17 protein-coding genes, 2 tRNA genes, 3 rRNA genes, 2 pseudogenes and 1 riboswitch are annotated in these 19,896 nt (G+C 35.4%); of the genes and pseudogenes, 5 read left to right on the forward strand and 19 right to left on the reverse strand.

Annotation, left to right across the window (positions count from 1 at the left end):
- Positions 1-146: 146 nt before the first annotated feature.
- The 18 genes from LK443_RS02630 to rpmH all read right to left on the reverse strand — a co-directional run bounded on the left by LK443_RS02630 (position 147) and on the right by rpmH (position 14,012).
- Positions 147-602, reverse strand: a complete 456-nt coding sequence (locus LK443_RS02630; protein WP_227932007.1) for a hypothetical protein — start codon at positions 600-602, stop codon at positions 147-149.
- A 68-nt stretch (positions 603-670) separates the two neighbouring features.
- Complete coding sequence (locus tag LK443_RS02635; protein WP_227932008.1) at positions 671-883, reverse strand: hypothetical protein; 213 nt, start codon at positions 881-883, stop codon at positions 671-673.
- A 68-nt stretch (positions 884-951) separates the two neighbouring features.
- Positions 952-1,170, reverse strand: a complete 219-nt coding sequence (locus LK443_RS02640; RefSeq protein WP_227932009.1) for a hypothetical protein — start codon at positions 1,168-1,170, stop codon at positions 952-954.
- A gap of 307 nt (positions 1,171-1,477) precedes the next feature.
- A riboswitch (TPP riboswitch) is annotated at positions 1,478-1,567 on the reverse strand.
- Between the two features lie 60 nt (positions 1,568-1,627).
- Entirely contained in the window at positions 1,628-2,281 is a 654-nt protein-coding gene (locus tag LK443_RS02645; protein ID WP_227932010.1) for a response regulator, read from the reverse strand.
- The gene (locus LK443_RS02650) at positions 2,274-3,404 is read right to left on the reverse strand and encodes a sensor histidine kinase (RefSeq protein ID WP_227932011.1); all 1,131 of its coding nucleotides are present in this window, start codon (positions 3,402-3,404) and stop codon (positions 2,274-2,276) included. The genes LK443_RS02645 and LK443_RS02650 overlap by 8 nt, the downstream gene beginning before the upstream one ends.
- The gene (locus tag LK443_RS02655; RefSeq protein ID WP_227932013.1) at positions 3,401-4,060 is read right to left on the reverse strand and encodes a CPBP family intramembrane glutamic endopeptidase; all 660 of its coding nucleotides are present in this window, start codon (positions 4,058-4,060) and stop codon (positions 3,401-3,403) included. The genes LK443_RS02650 and LK443_RS02655 overlap by 4 nt, the downstream gene beginning before the upstream one ends.
- Positions 4,061-4,072: 12 nt before the next feature.
- Entirely contained in the window at positions 4,073-4,792 is a 720-nt protein-coding gene (locus LK443_RS02660; RefSeq protein ID WP_227932014.1) for a metallophosphoesterase family protein, read from the reverse strand.
- 145 nt (positions 4,793-4,937) lie between these two features.
- A tRNA-Thr gene (locus tag LK443_RS02665) sits at positions 4,938-5,010 on the reverse strand.
- A gap of 31 nt (positions 5,011-5,041) precedes the next feature.
- Positions 5,042-5,115 (reverse strand) — tRNA-Asn (locus tag LK443_RS02670).
- An 11-nt stretch (positions 5,116-5,126) separates the two neighbouring features.
- Positions 5,127-5,242: ribosomal RNA gene (gene rrf / locus LK443_RS02675) — 5S ribosomal RNA — on the reverse strand.
- Positions 5,243-5,316: 74 nt separating this feature from the next.
- Positions 5,317-8,233, reverse strand: a 23S ribosomal RNA gene (locus LK443_RS02680).
- Positions 8,234-8,435: 202 nt separating this feature from the next.
- A 16S ribosomal RNA gene (locus LK443_RS02685) occupies positions 8,436-9,985 on the reverse strand.
- The 16S, 23S and 5S rRNA genes sit together here with 2 tRNA genes alongside, the layout of an rRNA operon.
- A gap of 319 nt (positions 9,986-10,304) precedes the next feature.
- Positions 10,305-10,529, reverse strand: a complete 225-nt coding sequence (locus LK443_RS02690; RefSeq protein WP_227932015.1) for a hypothetical protein — start codon at positions 10,527-10,529, stop codon at positions 10,305-10,307.
- A gap of 115 nt (positions 10,530-10,644) precedes the next feature.
- Positions 10,645-11,493 carry a helix-turn-helix domain-containing protein gene (locus tag LK443_RS02695; RefSeq protein WP_227932016.1) on the reverse strand — a complete coding sequence of 283 codons (849 nt, stop codon included), beginning with the start codon at positions 11,491-11,493 and terminating at the stop codon, positions 10,645-10,647.
- 321 nt (positions 11,494-11,814) lie between these two features.
- Positions 11,815-12,555 (reverse strand): RNA-binding cell elongation regulator Jag/EloR, encoded by a 741-nt coding sequence (gene jag, locus LK443_RS02700; protein WP_227932017.1) that lies wholly within the window; start codon positions 12,553-12,555, stop codon positions 11,815-11,817.
- Positions 12,556-12,626: 71 nt separating this feature from the next.
- Positions 12,627-13,442 (reverse strand): membrane protein insertase YidC, encoded by an 816-nt coding sequence (gene yidC / locus LK443_RS02705; RefSeq protein ID WP_227932018.1) that lies wholly within the window; start codon positions 13,440-13,442, stop codon positions 12,627-12,629.
- Complete coding sequence (gene rnpA / locus LK443_RS02710) at positions 13,426-13,812, reverse strand: ribonuclease P protein component (protein WP_227932020.1); 387 nt, start codon at positions 13,810-13,812, stop codon at positions 13,426-13,428. Before rnpA ends, yidC begins: the two co-directional genes overlap by 17 nt.
- Before the next feature lie 65 nt (positions 13,813-13,877).
- Positions 13,878-14,012, reverse strand: a complete 135-nt coding sequence (rpmH, locus tag LK443_RS02715; RefSeq protein WP_006703104.1) for a 50S ribosomal protein L34 — start codon at positions 14,010-14,012, stop codon at positions 13,878-13,880.
- Between the two features lie 518 nt (positions 14,013-14,530).
- Between rpmH and dnaA the strand changes: the two genes are divergently transcribed.
- From dnaA to LK443_RS02730, 3 genes and pseudogenes are all read left to right on the forward strand, one after another.
- Entirely contained in the window at positions 14,531-15,898 is a 1,368-nt protein-coding gene (gene dnaA, locus LK443_RS02720; RefSeq protein ID WP_227932021.1) for a chromosomal replication initiator protein DnaA, read from the forward strand.
- Positions 15,899-16,081: 183 nt separating this feature from the next.
- Entirely contained in the window at positions 16,082-17,239 is a 1,158-nt protein-coding gene (gene dnaN, locus LK443_RS02725) for a DNA polymerase III subunit beta (RefSeq protein ID WP_227932022.1), read from the forward strand.
- A 161-nt stretch (positions 17,240-17,400) separates the two neighbouring features.
- Positions 17,401-17,679 (forward strand): annotated as a pseudogene (locus tag LK443_RS02730) (transposase); the annotation flags it as partial.
- Positions 17,680-17,736: 57 nt separating this feature from the next.
- Here the strand turns inward: LK443_RS02730 and LK443_RS02735 are convergent.
- Positions 17,737-18,284: pseudogene (locus LK443_RS02735) on the reverse strand (transposase); the annotation flags it as partial.
- Between the two features lie 257 nt (positions 18,285-18,541).
- Here LK443_RS02735 and yaaA point away from each other — a divergent pair.
- Together yaaA and recF are read left to right on the forward strand one after the other, a co-directional pair.
- Complete coding sequence (yaaA, locus tag LK443_RS02740) at positions 18,542-18,787, forward strand: S4 domain-containing protein YaaA (RefSeq protein WP_020991435.1); 246 nt, start codon at positions 18,542-18,544, stop codon at positions 18,785-18,787.
- Positions 18,774-19,883 (forward strand): DNA replication/repair protein RecF, encoded by a 1,110-nt coding sequence (recF, locus tag LK443_RS02745; protein ID WP_227932023.1) that lies wholly within the window; start codon positions 18,774-18,776, stop codon positions 19,881-19,883. The genes yaaA and recF overlap by 14 nt, the downstream gene beginning before the upstream one ends.
- The last annotated feature ends 13 nt before the right edge of the window (positions 19,884-19,896 follow it).

A 19,896-nucleotide genomic window follows, 5' to 3' on the forward strand; every position in this document is an offset into this window, starting at 1 on the left:
CTTCCTTTTCTAAATCGTAGTAATTCTTTTTTATATACGTTTGTTAGGATAGCATATTTTAGTACGAATAATCAAGAATTTACGATACTGTTCACGAAATTTATAGACAAAAAAGTAGGCAATGACAATTGCCCACTTTTAATTGTTTATTTTAAAGTTGCTAAATGATCTTTTAATCGTTTGATCACTTTTTGCTCATAATCTGTACGAACTTTTTGAGAAATTTCTGTCGTTTTAAATGGTAGACTTCCTGTTTTCTGAATATAAGAATCATCCACAAAGATAAAATGTCCAGAATCTCCTAATCCCACACCAAAATATTGATCTTTATAAGATTTTCCAGAATTTACTCCAGCAACACTTTGAGCGTAAACATTTTCTTGATGATTTAATAAGAATAATAAAATAGATTCTCTTATTTCTGTACGAATTTTGAAATAATCTTTATTTTGGAAATCAATACTAATTTCACTTTCATAATACTGAGTTCCTTTTTCTTTCGCATTATCTCCAGAAGTTAATAATCCATATTGCTCTACTACTTTATTAATAGCATGAGCATCATGACCTTTTCCATCTAAAACAAATCTACCATCATTCATATATTCTTTCGCAATTTTTTTGAAATCATCACCATTGTTTCTGTCACTTTTACAGGAGATAATTTCATTTATTGACGAACGGGATTCATTAAAGAAGCTGCGTAAAGATTTAAAGATTGTTTCACTTCTTCAGGCATTGTACGTAAATTATATTTTTCTAATAAAGTAGTAGAAATATTACCTATATCCTTTTTATTTTCTTTTTGTAACTCTTCGCTTAAAGATTTTAATTTTTTAATATTTTCCTTAATTTTTCCTTTATAAGAAGAACCATATTCCATTAAATATTTTACATAAGAATCATTAATCGTAATAGAATCTTCTGATTCTAACCATTGAATCGCTTGTTCTAAAGCTTTTTCTCAGCTTGTTGTGTTTGAGGAGAATTGCCAAATTGTCTTTTAGCTTTTTTAACTTCTGTCTCTCTTATTTTTCCATCAGATTTTAAATAATACCAAAAATCATTTTCTTTAATCCAACCTTGTTTTGAAGTTTCTTCTGCATGTACAGCAGTAAGACTTGTTAACGCGACTGTTGTTAGTAATGAAATAACTGTTTTCTTGTTCATAAAGATCCTCCTTTATTTCTACTGTTATTGTACAGAATCTTCTGTAAAAATTAACTAATATCCTAAAAAGAGAAACTCCACTCTCAGGCACAACTCTGATAGTGGAGAAAAAGGGAAAACACACCAAAATGATGGCAACAATTTGGTGTTTTACTTCAATTCGAAAGCACATGTTTCCTGTTAACAGAAACAATCCGTTAAAACTATATAAAAATCCCCTCTTGTTATTACAAACAAAAAGGGAATCATCGCATAATCATAGATTGGAATAAAATACTAGTTTAAAAACTGTAAGTTACCCTTTTTCTATACTTGATCGTCATTTTCCTTCGCTGGTATTATCCAGAACAGGTTCAATGGGTATGATCTCAGCCTTTCGGCACCCCAAATGCTTCTCTATTGAATTGAGTTCAGTATAGCATGTTTCCTCTAAGAAGAAAAGTTATCTAAACTACTTTTATGAATGAATATGATGATTGTAAGCAAAAATTACTAATTGCGTACGGTCTCTCAAAGCTAATTTTGATAAAATTGTACTAATATTATTTTTAACGGTTCCTTCAGATAAAAATAATGCTTCTGAAATTTCTTTATTATTTAACCCTTGAGATACAAGTCGAATCAATTCAATTTCTCTATCCGTTAATCCGAATGAAGAAATATCCATTTTTTCGATAGTAGTCGGTGCTTTTGGTTGCATGACTAATTTTTCAGAAACTGTCGCATCCATCACTACTTTTCCAGATAAAGCCACTTTAATCCCATCATAAATAGCTTCATAACTACTATCTTTTAATAAATAACCTGAAGCTCCATATTGCATCGCTTCTATAATATATTCTGTATCTTGAAAGGTTGTCACCATTACAATCTTCACTTCTGGATAAGCTTCTTTAATCAGTTTAGTTCCTTCAATTCCCGTACTTACTGGCATATGAATATCCATTAATACAACATCTGGAACTTCTTTTTTACAACATTCAAATGCTTCTCGTCCATTTCCAGCTTGATGAATGACTTCAATATCTGGATAAGTTTCTAGCATAATTTTTAAACCTGAACGAATTAATTGCTCATCATCTACTAGCATCACTTTAATTTTTTCAGACATTGGTTTCTCCTTTCAATTTCATTTGTACTGTAAATCCTTGTTCAGTATTTTTGATTTCTAATTGCGCTTGTTGTTCATGCAGTCGCTCTTCTAACACTTTTAATCCGCCTTCTAGTGAAATAGCTGAAGAGCCCACTCCATTATCCATAATCGTTACAATGAGTTCATTTGCAGAATACATCATTAATAGCGTAATTTTAGTTGCTTTTCCATGACGAATTGCATTTGTCGTTGCTTCCTGCACTCCTCTAAAAATCGTCAACTCTTGCCCTTTAGTAAGTTGAATCGTTGGCTTATTTTGTCTAAATACAAATTCCACTCCACTATGTTGTTTTGTTTCATAAATAAATTCTTCTAAAGCTACATTCAATTGTTGTTTCGTTAATTGTTCTGGTTTTAAATCATGAACTACAGTACGCACTTCTTGTAACCCTTTAACTGCAAATTCTCTTAATTGTGCGCTCATTTGAGAAACTTGTGGACTATTTTCTTCACTTAATTTACTAATCGCTCCTAGTTGAATAATAATCGTTGAAAGACTATGTCCAACTGAATCATGAATTTCTCTTGAAATACGATTTCTCTCTTGTAAAGTATATAATTCCTTCATTGTTCCCATTGTATATTGGGCTTGTTGCAATTCTTTTTTCTGCTCGAACAATTGATTTTCTTGCTCTTTCAATAAATTTCCTTGGTCATTTAACTTTAAAACAAGCTGTGCACCATAATAAAATAATACATTTCCAAAAATCATTACCGAAATCGCCCACCATTGTTGCTGCTTAATCCCTAATATAATAACTACTAGACTAATCATCCCTTGAAGAATAATCGCATACATAGATGAAAATCGAAAACTAATTTCGAAACATAATAAAAGCATTAAAGTAATAAAAATATTCCCTGTAAAATAACAAAATAGCAAAATAGCTGTTCCTTGAGCTAAAATTGCCCAAGGATATTGAATCGAATAATAATCTAATTGGGCTACAACAACAATAACAAGAAATAGAAGCAAGTGATAAGCATTCACTGGATGATATAATGCCCACTCTACAAGAGCTGTTATTAACAAGCCATAGCGAATTAAAAATTTTAATTGATTTTCTTGAATCATTTTCATGCTAGGAACCCTCTAGCTACTAAAAAAATCATCGCAACACTATTACTTACAAAATGCATTAACATGGATGCCGCAACATTATCCTCATAATAGCGATACATTCCGACTAAAGGAATCGTTAACGGAACATACATCAAAGCAGCATTCCAATCAATTCCACCACTATTTGAAATCGAATGCAGTAAAACAAAAAAGAAAATAGAAATTCCCGTTAAAATCCAAGAATTCATTTTATCTTTAAAAGCTCCAATAATCGCTTCCCTAAATACTAATTCTTCCACAATCGGTGCAACCACACAGGTTAAGATTAGCATTAATACAAGAGATGTAGAATTTAATAATGATTCAATATTAGCTTGATTATCTGTTTGCTGTAATGGAACAACAAGAGCTACAAACATAGTCAGTACAACTCGAACTACATAACCAATCGCAATATCGCGAACAAATCTACGCTTTACTAAATTTTCAAACCCTCTTTGAATTACTTCTCGATAAGACCAAACTGCATACATTGCTGTAATCAATTGAACTAAAATATATACTTTTCTGTCCACATGTAATGTACCATCTTCAGCTTGTGTTAGAAAAAATCGAGGAACAATCATTAAATTAGAAAAATAAACAAACCATAATAATACTGCTTTCTTCTTCATCCTTTACCTCCATTAATGGAAATCTTTATGTTCTAAACTATAAATTTTTTGAATTTCACCATCATGCCATACAACACCATGTAAAGCTCCGCCAAATACAGCTCCGCCATCCATGCCGATTTTTCCATCCTGTTGCCATAACTTCATATAATCTCCATCTTCATTTAAACCTTTTAATGGAGTATGACCAAAAATAATCGTTTTTCCAGTTGTATTTTTTCCAGTATGGAAAGGTTCACGAATCCAATAAAAATCTTTTGGAACAGTGTCTAACCAATGATCTAATCTTAAATCAACTCCAGCATGAACAAATAAGACATCCTCTTCATCAATATATAAAGGACGTTCTCTTAATAAAGATATTAACTCAGGATATTGTTCTTTTACCAATTCGCAATCTTTTAAAGAATCTATTTCTGTATCGACTGGACGATTTAATAAATGGTTAATAGTTGTATTTCCATTATTTCTCATATAATGATCAAAACGCTCTTCTGGATTATCAATCCATGCTAAGAACATGACTTCATGATTTCCCATTACATACCAAGCATTTTTTTCTTTTACATACTCCATTGCAGTTAAAACACTTTTTTTATTATTAGGGCCTCTATCAATTAAGTCACCAAGGAAAACTAATTGTTGAGTACTTTCATCCCAATTTTTTAACATTTCATCGAGCATTTTATCCTCTCCATGAACATCTCCAATAATAAAATAAGTTTTTTTCATATATTTCTACAACTCCTCTTTAAACATACGATGATTATACCATACTACAAAGTTTCAAAAAAGCTTGTAGAATCATGTAGGAAGTAGCTAAAACAAAAAAAAGACTGGTATTCACCAGTCTCACTTAATTTTATATTTTTATGTAAGCTACTTGCCGGGATTGAACCGGCGACCTCCACCTTACCAAGGTGACGCTCTTCCGACTGAGCTAAAGCAGCAAGTTGCTGAATTTTGGGTAAAAAAAAAGAACTCCGCAAGTAGGACTCGAACCTACGACATCATGATTAACAGTCATGCGCTACTACCAACTGAGCTATTGCGGAATATTTGAAAAGCGTGGCAACGTCCTATCCTCACAGGGGGAAACCCCCAACTACTATCGGCGCTAAGAAGCTTAACTTCTGTGTTCGAGATGGGAACAGGTGTATCCTTCTTGCCATCGTCACCACACTTCTCTCTTGAAAAAGCTCTCGCTCTCTCAAAACTGAATCTATATCCAATTCCTTCCTCATTTACCTTCAACCTTGGTTAAGTCCTCGACCGATTAGTACTAGTCCGCTCCATGCCTCACGGCACTTCCACTCCTAGCCTATCTACCTGTTCGTCTCTCAGGGGTCTTACTCACTTAAAATGATGGGAAATCTCATCTCGAGGGGGGCTTCACGCTTAGATGCTTTCAGCGTTTATCCCGTCCACACATAGCTACCCAGCGATGCTCTTGGCAGAACAACTGGTACACCAGCGGTGTGTCCATCCCGGTCCTCTCGTACTAAGGACAGCTCCTCTCAAATTTCCAACGCCCGCGACGGATAGGGACCGAACTGTCTCACGACGTTCTGAACCCAGCTCGCGTACCGCTTTAATGGGCGAACAGCCCAACCCTTGGGACCGACTTCAGCCCCAGGATGCGATGAGCCGACATCGAGGTGCCAAACCTCCCCGTCGATGTGAACTCTTGGGGGAGATAAGCCTGTTATCCCCAGGGTAGCTTTTATCCGTTGAGCGATGGCCCTTCCATTCGGTACCACCGGATCACTAAGCCCGACTTTCGTCCCTGCTCGACTTGTTGGTCTCGCAGTCAAGCTCCCTTCTGCCTTTACACTCTTCGAATGATTTCCAACCATTCTGAGGGAACCTTTGGGCGCCTCCGTTACACTTTAGGAGGCGACCGCCCCAGTCAAACTGCCCGTCTGACACTGTCTCCCACCTTGCTTCTAGGTGCGGGTTAGAGGGTTCATGTAACAAGGGTAGTATCCCACCATTGCCTCCTTGGAAACTGGCGTTCCCATCTCTTCGGCTCCTACCTATCCTGTACATGTCACACAAACACTCAATATCAAACTACAGTAAAGCTCCATGGGGTCTTTCCGTCCTGTCGCGGGTAACCTGCATCTTCACAGGTACTATAATTTCACCGAGTCTCTCGTTGAGACAGTGCCCAGATCGTTACGCCTTTCGTGCGGGTCGGAACTTACCCGACAAGGAATTTCGCTACCTTAGGACCGTTATAGTTACGGCCGCCGTTTACTGGGGCTTCAATTCAAAGCTTCGCCCTAATGGACTAACCTCTCCTCTTAACCTTCCAGCACCGGGCAGGCGTCAGCCCCTATACGTCATCTTTCGATTTTGCAGAGACCTATGTTTTTGATAAACAGTCGCCTGGGCCTATTCACTGCGGCTGGTATTTCTACCAGCACCCCTTCTCCCGAAGTTACGGGGTCATTTTGCCGAGTTCCTTAACGAGAGTTCGCTCGCTCACCTTAGTGTTCTCCACTCAACTACCTGTGTCGGTTTGCGGTACGGGTTCTGTTAATCTCACTAGAAGCTTTTCTCGGCAGTGTGACGTCAGTTGCTTCGCTACTTTTTTTCGCTCCCCTTCACAGCTTACCCCGTTTGTGACAAGCATTTCACTCATCAGCGGACTCGCTGCTTGGACGTACTTTTCCACTCGTACGCTCAACTTAGCCTCCTGCGTCCCTCCATTGCTCAAACAATTAACAGAAGTACAGGAATATCAACCTGTTATCCATCGACTACGCCTTTCGGCCTCGCCTTAGGTCCCGACTAACCCTGGGAGGACGAGCCTTCCCCAGGAAACCTTAGTCATTCGGTGGACGGGATTCTCACCCGTCTTTCGCTACTCATACCGGCATTCTCACTTCTAAGCGCTCCACATGTCCTTACGGTCATGCTTCTTCGCCCTTAGAACGCTCTCCTACCACTCAGTTATTATCTGAATCCACAGCTTCGGTAATCTGTTTAGCCCCGTTACATTTTCGGCGCAGGGTCACTCGACTAGTGAGCTATTACGCACTCTTTGAATGATGGCTGCTTCTAAGCCAACATCCTAGTTGTCTGTGCAACCCCACATCCTTTTCCACTTAACAGATATTTTGGGACCTTAGCTGGTGGTCTGGGCTGTTTCCCTTTCGACTACGGATCTTATCACTCGCAGTCTGACTCCCGGACATAAATACATGGCATTCGGAGTTTATCTGAATTCGGTAACCCGAGATGGGCCCCTAGTCCAAACAGTGCTCTACCTCCACGATTCTTCATTCCGAGGCTAGCCCTAAAGCTATTTCGGAGAGAACCAGCTATCTCCAAGTTCGATTGGAATTTCTCCGCTACCCACACCTCATCCAAGCACTTTTCAACGTGCCCTGGTTCGGTCCTCCAGTGCGTTTTACCGCACCTTCAACCTGGACATGGGTAGATCACTTGGTTTCGGGTCTACGTCAACATACTCTGCCGCCCTATTCAGACTCGCTTTCGCTACGGCTCCGACTCTTCATCTTAACCTCGCATGTTAACGTAACTCGCCGGTTCATTCTACAAAAGGCACGCCATCACCCATTAACGGGCTCTGACTACTTGTAAGCACACGGTTTCAGGTACTCTTTCACTCCCCTCCCGGGGTTCTTTTCACCTTTCCCTCACGGTACTGGTTCACTATCGGTCACTAGGTAGTATTTAGCCTTGCCAGATGGTCCTGGCGGATTCCGACGGGATTCCTCGTGTCCCGCCGTACTCAGGTGCTCTCTTGTGCCAACTTTCTGTTTTGCATACAGGACTGTCACCTTCTTTGGCCCTGCTTTCCAACAGGGTTCTGCTACAGATTGTCATACACGTTGTTGAAAGTCCTACAACCCCAGTGTGCATGCACACTGGTTTGGGCTCTTCCCGTTTCGCTCGCCGCTACTCAGGAAATCGATTTTTCTTTCTCTTCCTGCGGGTAATGAGATGTTTCAGTTCCCCGCGTCTACCTCGTCATAAGCCTGCGCTTATGCGTAACACCCCATCACGGGTGTTGGGTTCCCCCATTCGGAAATCTCTGGATCTTAGCTTACTTACAGCTCCCCAAAGCATATCGGTGTTCGTTCCGTCCTTCTTCGGCTCCTAGTGCCAAGGCATTCACCGTGCGCCCTTATTCACTTAACCATTATGGTCGCGTTGCTTCTTGTTAAAAAACTCTTTTTCGTTAGATTTCTCTAACTCTCGGTAAATTTTTGGTTTTCATTTGTGATATAGTATTCAGTTTTCAAAGGTCGAGTTGAGAGTTAACCTCTCAAAACTAAACAAAGATTTCAACCTGTAGGGTTCCGTGTTCATCTAACGTCGAAACATTAGATGTTATCCTTAGAAAGGAGGTGATCCAGCCGCACCTTCCGATACGGCTACCTTGTTACGACTTCACCCCAATCATCTATCCCACCTTAGGCGGCTGGCTCCGTAAGGTTACCTCACCGACTTTGGGTGTTACAAACTCTCGTGGTGTGACGGGCGGTGTGTACAAGACCCGGGAACGTATTCACCGCGGCGTGCTGATCCGCGATTACTAGCGATTCCGGCTTCATGTAGGCGAGTTGCAGCCTACAATCCGAACTGAGAATGGCTTTAAGAGATTCGCTTACCCTCGCGAGTTCGCTGCTCGTTGTACCATCCATTGTAGCACGTGTGTAGCCCAAGTCATAAGGGGCATGATGATTTGACGTCATCCCCACCTTCCTCCGGTTTGTCACCGGCAGTCTCACTAGAGTGCCCAACTCAATGCTGGCAACTAGTAATAAGGGTTGCGCTCGTTGCGGGACTTAACCCAACATCTCACGACACGAGCTGACGACAACCATGCACCACCTGTCTCTTTGTCCCCGAAGGGAATGCTCTATCTCTAGAGTGGTCAAAGGATGTCAAGACTTGGTAAGGTTCTTCGCGTTGCTTCGAATTAAACCACATGCTCCACCGCTTGTGCGGGTCCCCGTCAATTCCTTTGAGTTTCAACCTTGCGGTCGTACTCCCCAGGCGGAGTGCTTAATGCGTTAACTGCAGCACTGAAGGGCGGAAACCCTCCAACACTTAGCACTCATCGTTTACGGCGTGGACTACCAGGGTATCTAATCCTGTTTGCTACCCACGCTTTCGAGCCTCAGCGTCAGTTACAGACCAGAGAGTCGCCTTCGCCACTGGTGTTCCTCCATATATCTACGCATTTCACCGCTACACATGGAATTCCACTCTCCTCTTCTGCACTCAAGTCAACCAGTTTCCAATGACCCTCCCCGGTTGAGCCGGGGGCTTTCACATCAGACTTAATTGACCGCCTGCGCTCGCTTTACGCCCAATAAATCCGGACAACGCTTGCCACCTACGTATTACCGCGGCTGCTGGCACGTAGTTAGCCGTGGCTTTCTGGTTAGATACCGTCACACGCATAACAGTTACTCTATGCGCTGTTCTTCTCTAACAACAGAGTTTTACGAACCGAAATCCTTCTTCACTCACGCGGCGTTGCTCCGTCAGACTTGCGTCCATTGCGGAAGATTCCCTACTGCTGCCTCCCGTAGGAGTTTGGGCCGTGTCTCAGTCCCAATGTGGCCGATCACCCTCTCAGGTCGGCTATGCATCACAGCCTTGGTGAGCCGTTACCTCACCAACTAGCTAATGCACCGCGGGTCCATCCATCAGCAGAAGCCGAAGCCTCTTTTCCTTCTTCAGTCATGCGACTAAAGAACCTATGCGGTTTTAGCATCCGTTTCCGAATGTTATCCCCCTCTGATGGGCAGGTTACCCACGTGTTACTCACCCGTTCGCCACTAGATTGACCAATGCAAGCATCGGTCGCTCTCGTTCGACTTGCATGTATTAGGCACGCCGCCAGCGTTCGTCCTGAGCCAGGATCAAACTCTCATGAAAATACATTCATGAGCTTTTGAAAGCTCATTTTAATTACTGACTTATTGTTTTTCTCCTTAGAGAAAAGAAATTGTTGTTTCTTCACTTTTGTGAAGTCCCTACACATTTGGTTTGTCTTCTTTGTTTAGTTTTCAAAGGTCAACGTCGCTTTATCGCGACAACTTCTATATATTATCACAGGTGTTTTTTTCTGTCAACTACTTTTTAAAATTTATTTTAAATTTATTTTTCGCAATCGTTTCAAAGGCGAACGCTCGTTAACAGTGTTTATAATTTACCATAGCCAGAGTTCGTTTGCAAGTCCTTTTATATAAAAAAATTATTTATTTTCATCCTTATCTTCTATTGGCTCTAACCATTCTTTTTTTATATTTTTTTCTAGATTTTTTTGACGTTGATCTTCTTCCATTTTCGGCATCATAATAAATGTATCTCCAAAACTATCAAAGTCGTATTCTTCTTCTATTGATGGTAATTGTATATCTTCCGGTAAAATTACTTTTTCTTTTTTTAAAAATTCATCTTTATTGAATCGTAAGCCCATTTTAATCACTCCTTATATTCTATAATAAGTATCATTTTCCCTTTTTCAATTATTTTTCCTTATCTTTACAAAAAAAGGAAGAATTGAATTCTTCCTGATTACACTTTTTTATTTATTATAAAGAATCATTTATTTTTTCAATTTCAGTTAACAATTCATCATTAGAATTAAATCTTGCAAAAGCTGCTGCATCATTTAAGTATACTTTTACTTCTTCAACATTAGAATTATTCTTTAATGAATTCATTGCTAATTGATAATACAATCTTGATAAATAGTAAGTAATATGGAATTGACTACATAATTCAATACCTCTTTTTAATAATTCATTACTCTTTTTATAATTATTATTTTTTGTAAAGAACATAGCACTATGATATAAAACCATTAATACTCGCCATACATCTTCCATTTTTTCTAATTCATGTTTTTCTATTTCTTGAATAGCTTTAATAAAGAAATATTCTGCTTTTTCTATATCTTCTTGTTTTTGATAAACTAATCCTAGTCCTGTATAAGCTAAGTGCAAATAAGTATCTTGATTTTCATTTTGCTCTGCTAAAATTTTATTGAAATAAAACAAATCATCTTCCACTTTTTTACCTTGTATTACTTGGGTGAATCCTTTTAAGTATAACAAGTGAATTTTTTGTTCATCTGTTAATTGTTCATTTTGAATGGTTCCAATTAATTTTTCAGCCAATTCATAATCCATTGTTACAATACTTTCTTCTATTTTATCTAAAAGTTTATTTGTTGCAACTTCCTTGGTATTAACACTCGCAAATAAGTCCCCTACATCTAATTGCAATCGTGCACACAATTGACTTAGAATTTTCATTGAAGGAATTTGCCCATGATTTTCAAATCGACTTAACGTTGCCTGCGTACAAATCCCATGACTCAATTCAATTTGAGATAAGCCTTTTTCCTTACGACGCCTTATAAACACTTGAATATCCATAATGATTCTCCTAACTATAAAATTTCACTTTTATTGTACATTGTTTTTGGAAATTTTTCCAATGTTTTTATTTGTTTTTCTTATATAAAATTTATTTTATGTTTTATATAAAACACAAATATTCATCGTTGTCTTCTATGTAAAGACACTGCAGAAAACTCATTTTAACCTTTTTCATAAAACGTTTCAACCTTTTAAGTAGGATTTTATCAAGTTTCTTTCTATTTTTTTGTATTTTCCTTCTACTATTATAGTTTATTCATCCGAAGTATATTGATAAACAAAAAAGACTGGAATACTTCATTCCAGCCTCTAACTATTTTATTCTGCAATTTCTACAACCAAATAACGATGTGGTTCTTTACCTTCTGAATGAGTAGAAATACGTTTATTTTTACTTAAATATGCATGAATTTGTTTTCTTTCATATGCCGGTAATGGTTCTAAATATACCGGTTGTTTTGTTTTTAAAACACGACGTGCTGTTTTTTCAGCAATTTGTTGTAAAGCTTCAGTACGACGTAAACGATAATCTCCTACATCTACCTGTACAGACATTCTTCCTTTTACAAAACGATGAACTGAAACTTGCGCTAATACTTGTAAAGCATTTAAAATTTTACCATATTTACCAATTAATAAACCTGGCTTATCTGTTTCAAAAATGAAATTCATTTTTTCTTTTTGTACTTCTACATGAACGACACTTGGTGCACCATAAGTTTCTGCAATTTGTTCTAAATATGCTTTCGTAATATGAGCAGCTTCTTCAATATGATTATCTAAAACTTCAACTGTTTTTTCTTCAGCTTCTTCATCGTTAACTTCAATTTCAAATTCTTCTTCAAAAGATTCTTCGATTTCCTCAACAACTACTTCTTCAATTTTTTCTTTAACTGTAATTGATACAATAGCATCTTTTTGTCCGAAACCAAATAATCCTTTTTTTCCTTCATCAATTACTTCAATTTCTACATCATCTTGTGTTAATTGTAATTGACGTAATCCTTTTTGGATAGCTTTTTCTACTGAAGCATCATTTACTCGAATTGTTTGTGTCATCTTTTATATCCTCCATATTGCAAATTTACATGTATTATCTCATGTTCTTTGGATCTGAACAAGTCTATTCTTTAACTTCTGCCGTGTTTTTTCTTAGCTTTTTCTAAAGCTTTCTCACGACGACGTTTTTCCTGTGTAATAGCTTTTTGCTCTGCAATAAATGTAAATGGATTATTCATAATTAATGTTTGAATAACCATAAAGATATTCCCTACAACCCAATATAATGATAACGCACTTGGGAATGTTAAAGCTGTAAACCCAATCATTGCTGGTAATACAAATAACATAATTTTTCCAGCTGCTCCACTATCTTGCATTTTCATTGTTAACCAAGAAGTGGCATAAGTTGTAGCTACTACTAAAATTGGTAAAATGAAAAATGGATCTGGTTGATCCAAATTAAACCATAAGAATGATCCTGTTTTTAAAGCTTCTGTACGACTAATTGCTTGATATAAAGCAATCATTACAGGTAATTGAATCGCCACTGGTAAACATCCAGCATATTGATTCACGCCTTCTCTCTCATATAATGCTGAAATTTCTTCACGTAAAATTTCTTGTGTTTGGTGATCACGAGCAGAGTATTTTTCTCGAAGTTTATTAATTTCAGGTTGTAAAATAGCTGTTTGTCTTGTTGTCTTATATTGGAAATGCATCACTGGTACTAGTACAATTCTTGTTATAATTGTAAAAACGATAATTCCTAAACCATAACTATTTCCAAATATATGAGATAACGTGATAATAAATTGAGATAAATTATAAATAATCCCTCGATCCCAAATTCCTGTACTTTCTGCTGTTACAGGCGTTGTGCTACATGCTGCTAAAAATAATGTTAAAACTGCTAATGTTAAAGCTAATTTATGCTTTTTCTTCACTTAATTCCCTACTTTCTCCATTATAATCATCTTTCATTAAAATTTTCCCTAATTTTAATACATGCATCATACATTTTTTTATTTCTTGATAATTCATAGATACTACAGGTTTACGTGCGATCACGATAAAATCAATCTCTGACTGTAATTGTGGCTTTAGTTCTGTTAATACACTTCGTATTAATCGTTTGATACGATTTCTAACAACTGCATTCCCTAATTTTTTACTCACAGAAATTCCTACCCTAAAATGAGATTGATTCGATTTATCGATTTGATAAACCACAAATTGACGATTCGCTACTGAATTTCCATGATGAAAAACTTTTTGAAACTCTTGCTCTTTCTTTACTCGATAAGATTTACGCATACACTCACCTTTATCTAAGTTTTTAAAACATTTATAAAAAAAAGATCACTGAGACGTTCAGTGATCTAAGCTGCTAAAACTTTTCTACCTTTACGGCGTCTGCTTGCTAATACTCTACGGCCATTTTTTGTACTCATACGTTTACGAAACCCGTGAACTTTTTGACGTTTACGTTTGTTTGGTTGATATGTTCTTTTCATAACTTCTTGCACCTCCTAGTTCTGTGTCATGTCTAACTATCCTAGACAGTCTACATCATTATAATGATATTCCTTAACAAAGTCAATACTTTATTTCTTGCATCACTGTACTGGAGTATAATACCATATTTTATTCAAAATACCTAGTAAAATTATTCATCTTCCGATAGTTATCCACAATTATTTTTTGCAAACTTTTGAAATTTTAAACTTTTCCTCATAATTTCCACAATTTTTAAACAAATTCAAAGTGTGTTTACAAAGTTTTATCCACAATCTGTGGATAATGTGGATAGCTTCCTAAAATCCTTTATTTTTATTGCACTTTCGTTATTAATAATTCTTGTGAATAACTAAAATTTCTTTTCTTTTTTTATTATTTATCCACAATTTTGTGGATAACTTATTCTAAATTCAAAAAAATTTGTTAAAATTGGATTTTCTGTGGAAAACTTTTAAAAAAAATGCTACACTTACTCTTAGATTTTAATATTATTTATCAACAAGGAGGTGTTTTTATGGAGCTATTAGATGAATTTTGGAAAATTTTATTACATCATTTTGAAAAAACAAATTCAGATTTTACAATTAAACATTGGATTATGCCTGTGAAATTATTAAAAATTGACAAAAATTATCTATATATTCAAGTACCTTCTCAAACGTATGCAAATTTTTGGGAAGATAATTTATTAACCGACGTCATGGAACGTGGGTATGATTTTTTTAGAAAGTCTTTTGAACCAAAATTTATCATTTCAGATGAACAAGATTTTTCAGCAAAAACAGCCATTATGGAATCTACTCCACGAATTCCAGCAAATGAAGATAAGAAAGAAGTTACTCAAAATATTTATATAGAAGATGATTCTCTATTAAATCCTAAATATACATTTGATTCATTCATTATTGGTAAAGGAAATCAAATGGCGCACGCTGCTGCTTTAGTGGTGTGTGAAAGACCTGGACAATTGTATAACCCACTATTTTTCTATGGTGGTGTTGGATTAGGAAAAACTCACTTAATGCAAGCGATTGGAAATCAATATAAATTGTTAAATCCAAATGCACGTGTTAAATATGTAACGAGTGAAGCTTTTACAAATGAAATGATTACTTCATTGAGAACAAACACGCAACAAGAATTCAGAGATTATTATCGTAATGTTGATTTATTATTAGTGGATGATATTCAATTTTTTGCTGAAAAAGAGGCTACTCAAGAAGAATTTTTCCATACATTTAATGCACTGTTTAATAATCAAAAACAAATTGTATTAACAAGTGATCGACAACCAACAGAAATTAAAGCTTTACAAGAACGGTTAGTTTCCCGTTTCGTTTCTGGACTTCCAGTTGATATTACTCCACCGGATTTAGAAACAAGAATTGCAATTTTATCTAAAAAAGCAGAAACGGTTGGTATTGATATTTCTGTAGATACGTTAAGTTATATAGCTGGACAAATTCAATCCAATGTCCGTGAATTAGAAGGGGCTCTTGTTAGAGTTCAAGCCTATTCTGTAACTCATGGAGAAGATATTACAACGAATTTAGCAGCTGAAGCGCTACAAAACTTTTTACCTGGAAGTAAAGAAAAAATTGTATCCGTTCAAGATATTCAAGAAGCGGTAGCTCGTTATTACCATATTTCTCTAGAAGATTTAAAAGGTAAAAAACGAACAAAATCCATTGTAGAACCTCGTCAAATTGCCATGTATTTAGCAAGAGAATTAACGAATAGCTCTCTTCCAAAATTAGGAACAGAATTTGGCAAAGACCACTCTACTGTATTACATGCCTATGATAAAATTAATGAAGAATATAAACTTCAAGGCGATGTTACAAAAGCTGTTAATGATTTGAAAAAAAAACTTGGATTTTAAAATGTGGATAACTATTCTATTTATAAAAAAGTTTTGCACAAGTTTTATCCACAATAAAAAATAGTATCACTAAAAGAAATCAGATAGTTTTCCACAACATTAACAGGCCCTACTACTATTACTATATTTATTATAAATAAAATTAAATTTAAGACAGGCACACATACAACTAGGAGGTATAAAATGAAATTTTCAATTAATCGTCAAGCATTTTTAAAAAATTTAGCAGACGTTCAACGCGTGATTCCTTCAAAATCAACCATTACAATTTTGACAGGAATTAAGTTAGTTGTTTCTCAAGAAGGAATTACTTTAACAGGTAGTGACTCTGAAGTTTCTATTGAAATTTTTCTTCCAGTAGAACATGAAGAATTACAATTATCTATTGTGGAGACAGGTTCAATTGTATTACCTGCTCGTTTCTTTGGTGAAATTATTAAAAAATTACCTAAAAATACATTTACTTTAGAAACAAATGACCAATTACAAGCAACGATTACAGCAGGAAGTGCTGCATTTACATTAAATGGCTTGTCCGCTCATGATTATCCACAACTTCCAGAAGTTGAAAAAGATCATGTATTAACATTACCAGTTCCATTATTTAGACAAGTAATTTTACAAACATCTATTGCTGTTTCTACTGCTGAATCTCGTCCAATTTTAACGGGAATTCATATGGTCATTTCCAATAATCAATTAAAAGCTGTGGCAACAGACTCTCACCGATTGAGTCAAAGAATTATTCCTTTAGAAATACCTGAAACAAGTAATGCATTAACATTTGAAATTACTTTACCAGGTAAAACATTAATTGAATTATCACGTATTATTGATGGTTTAGAAACGATTGATTTTGCAATTACTGAAAATCAAGTTCTTTTCCAAACAGAAACTCTTTCTTTCTACTCTCGTTTATTAGAAGGACGTTATCCAGACACAGATCGATTAATTAATGATCAATTTAATACAGCGATTACGGTTGTTGCGAGTGATTTAGTAGCAGCTGTAGATCGTGCTTCATTAATGTCACATACAGATAAAAATAATATTGCGACATTATCAATTAATGAAAATCGTATTTTATTAACAGGTAATTCGCCAGAAATCGGAAAAGTTGAAGAAGAAATTATGGTAGAAAATTATGAAGGTGCTTCATTAGATGTTTCATTCAATCCTGATTATTTAAAAGATGCGCTTCGTTTATTTGGTTCTTCAGAAGCAACGATTCAATTTTTAGAAGCGAATCGTCCATTTACATTGACGTTAAAAGATAATCATTCCGATATTCTATATAGTTTTATTCAATTAGTAACACCAGTTCGTACATTTAATGGTTAAATGATAAAAAATAGTCCATGATGACAAAAATCTGAAGTGACCCCAAAAAGTTAGACTTTTTTTGAGACGACTTAAGTCGTCTCTTTTTGATTATGTGACTTTCAGTCCGTCATGCTCCGAAGGTGCGTGACAAATAAACCACCCGCTATGCGGGTGCGCATCTTTCGGATGGTTTAAATCGTGTTCTACAAACAGTTAAGAAACTTCTACCGTATATTCAAAATACATGTGAGTATCCAACACTTTCAAATGAACCTATTGAAGGGATTAACAACAAGATAAAAGTACTAAAAAGAAATGCCTATGGTTACAGCAGTTTTACTCATTTTAGAAATAGAATTCTATTAATGTCTAAACTATTTACTTCAACAACTAAAAAAGGAATTGTTGCATCAACCCTATTTGACAAAGAGTCACAAAATATATCAATAACTCCCTAGGGAGTTCGCGCCAAAATTTTTGGCGCGTTTTTTCTTAGATAGATTATCAAACTTTTAAGTTGAACGAGCTAATTTAATTACTTTAAGAAGAATCTCCAATGCAAATTCATTGATTAATTCTTGAACAATTTCAGTCTTTCTTCTTTCTCTTTTTCCTCCTTCAATCGGAGTTCTCTCAACTTTTTTAGAATTGCATTCTCCGTTCTTAAGTATTCATTCTCTAGTTGAAGACGTTCTAAATCTGTCATTTCTTCTAATGTTTTCTTTGGTTTACGTCCCATTGTATTTGGTCTCTACCCATTTTTCTTATATTGTGCTAGCCAATTCGAAAGTAACCCCCAATTTGGAAGTGCATAATCAATAGATACACTTGATTGTGAACGACCTTCTAAAAGAACTTTATCCATTATTTCCTGCTTTAGTTTTGGTGAATAGTAACGATTTTTTTCTTTTTTAACAATTTCTATTCTATATCGATCAATCAATCGAACTAAGTATTTAATATTAGAAACGGCGATATCGTATTTTTGTGAAAGATTCTTTAAGCTTTTACCTTGTTTTCTTAGTTGATAAATTTCTATTTTATCTTCATAAGTTAATTTCATTAAAAAACACCCCAAAAGTTAGATTTTTCATGTCTAACTTTTGGAGTGCAGTACAATCATCATGGATTTTTTTCTTATTTTTAAAATTTTGAAAAAATCCTAGTAAATTTCATTTTTCCCTTTAAAAAAGGTTTTTTATTTATTTAATAAAAAAATGCAAAAATAGGCTAAATTTTTCAAAATCTTTGAGAATTCTCCAAAAAAAAGGTATAATACAGTAGTATGTGTATACCCAAATGAGAGAAAAGAGGAAAATCATGACAAAGATTGTAACGATCACAGAAGAATTTATTACATTAGGACAATTTTTAAAACATATTGATGTCATTACAACTGGTGGACAAGCAAAATGGTATTTGCAAGAAACAGTTGTATTTGTTGATGGTGAAATTGAAAATCGTCGTGGTAGAAAACTTTATGATAAAACACGTGTAGAAATTCCTGAAGAAGGTATTTTTGTTGTGAAAAGAGAATCTGAGGAAGTAATGGATGAGATTAGTTGAATTACAACTGAATCATTTTAGAAATTATGAAGAACTTTTTCTTGAATTTGGGAACGGGGTTCATATTTTCATTGGTGAAAATGCTCAAGGAAAAACGAATTTAATGGAATCTATCTATACTTTGGCAATGACAAAAAGCCATCGTACTAATCAAAATCGAGAATTGATTATGTGGAATCAAGATACTGCTACCATTAAAGGAAAAGTAGAAAAGAAAATTAGCAGTATTCCATTAGAAATTCGGTTTTCCAATAAAGGAAAAATAGGACGAGTCAATCATTTAGAACAAAAGAAGCTCAGTTCCTATTTAGGACAATTAAATGTTATTTTATTTGCACCTGAAAATTTAGAATTAGTGAAGGGTGCTCCTGCAAATCGCCGAAAATTCATGGATATGGAATTAAGTCAAATGAATCCTATTTATTTACATGAATTAGTGGAATATGAACGCCTTATAAAACAAAGAAATCATTATTTAAAACAATTAGCAATCAAAAAATCATCGGCTGATCTTTATTTAGAAGTTTTAACAGAACAAGTCATTGAAAAAGCAAGTGCAATTTTAAACCATCGTTTAGAGTTTATGGAACAATTGGAAGCTTTAGCGAAACCAATTCATGAACAAATTTCATTAGGAAGAGAAGAGTTTTCTTTGAAATATCAAACATCTCTTTCGATTGAAAAAGGAATATCTCAAGATGATGTAAAAGTATTGTATCAAAAACAATTTGAAGCTGTACAAAAAAGAGAATTGGAGCAAGCGAGCACTTTAGTAGGCCCGCATCGAGATGATTTGATTTTTTATTTAAATGATAAGCCTGTTCAAAATTTTGGTTCTCAAGGGCAGCAACGTTCAACTGTATTAAGTTTAAAACTAGCAGAAATAGAATTAATGAACATTGCTACTGGAGAATATCCAATTTTATTATTAGATGATGTGCTATCCGAATTAGATGATGATCGACAAACACATTTGATTAAAGCAATTGAAAATAAAGTACAAACATTCATAACAACGACTAGTTTAGATGGAATTCGTAAGCAATTTATTAATGAACCAATTGTATTTCCAATTCATCAAGGTCAAGTTCAATGAAAAATGGAGTGTG

It is taken from the genome of Granulicatella elegans (genome assembly GCF_020735385.1).
Classification (GTDB): domain Bacteria; phylum Bacillota; class Bacilli; order Lactobacillales; family Aerococcaceae; genus Granulicatella; species Granulicatella elegans_B.

Excerpts from the sequence above, each read along its gene's own strand:
- LK443_RS02630 (WP_227932007.1), bottom strand. The coding sequence starts at position 602 with ATGAATGATGGTAGATTTGTTTTAGATGGAAAAGGTCATGATGCTCAT.
- LK443_RS02635 (WP_227932008.1), bottom strand. The coding sequence starts at position 883 with ATGGAATATGGTTCTTCTTATAAAGGAAAAATTAAGGAAAATATTAAA.
- LK443_RS02640 (WP_227932009.1), bottom strand. The coding sequence starts at position 1,170 with ATGAACAAGAAAACAGTTATTTCATTACTAACAACAGTCGCGTTAACA.
- LK443_RS02645 (WP_227932010.1), bottom strand. The coding sequence starts at position 2,281 with ATGTCTGAAAAAATTAAAGTGATGCTAGTAGATGATGAGCAATTAATT.
- LK443_RS02650 (WP_227932011.1), bottom strand. The coding sequence starts at position 3,404 with ATGAAAATGATTCAAGAAAATCAATTAAAATTTTTAATTCGCTATGGC.
- LK443_RS02655 (WP_227932013.1), bottom strand. The coding sequence starts at position 4,060 with ATGAAGAAGAAAGCAGTATTATTATGGTTTGTTTATTTTTCTAATTTA.
- LK443_RS02660 (WP_227932014.1), bottom strand. The coding sequence starts at position 4,792 with ATGAAAAAAACTTATTTTATTATTGGAGATGTTCATGGAGAGGATAAA.
- LK443_RS02690 (WP_227932015.1), bottom strand. The coding sequence starts at position 10,529 with ATGGGCTTACGATTCAATAAAGATGAATTTTTAAAAAAAGAAAAAGTA.
- LK443_RS02695 (WP_227932016.1), bottom strand. The coding sequence starts at position 11,493 with ATGGATATTCAAGTGTTTATAAGGCGTCGTAAGGAAAAAGGCTTATCT.
- jag (WP_227932017.1), bottom strand. The coding sequence starts at position 12,555 with ATGACACAAACAATTCGAGTAAATGATGCTTCAGTAGAAAAAGCTATC.
- rnpA (WP_227932020.1), bottom strand. The coding sequence starts at position 13,812 with ATGCGTAAATCTTATCGAGTAAAGAAAGAGCAAGAGTTTCAAAAAGTT.
- rpmH (WP_006703104.1), bottom strand. The coding sequence starts at position 14,012 with ATGAAAAGAACATATCAACCAAACAAACGTAAACGTCAAAAAGTTCAC.
- dnaA (WP_227932021.1), top strand. The coding sequence starts at position 14,531 with ATGGAGCTATTAGATGAATTTTGGAAAATTTTATTACATCATTTTGAA.
- dnaN (WP_227932022.1), top strand. The coding sequence starts at position 16,082 with ATGAAATTTTCAATTAATCGTCAAGCATTTTTAAAAAATTTAGCAGAC.
- yaaA (WP_020991435.1), top strand. The coding sequence starts at position 18,542 with ATGACAAAGATTGTAACGATCACAGAAGAATTTATTACATTAGGACAA.
- recF (WP_227932023.1), top strand. The coding sequence starts at position 18,774 with ATGAGATTAGTTGAATTACAACTGAATCATTTTAGAAATTATGAAGAA.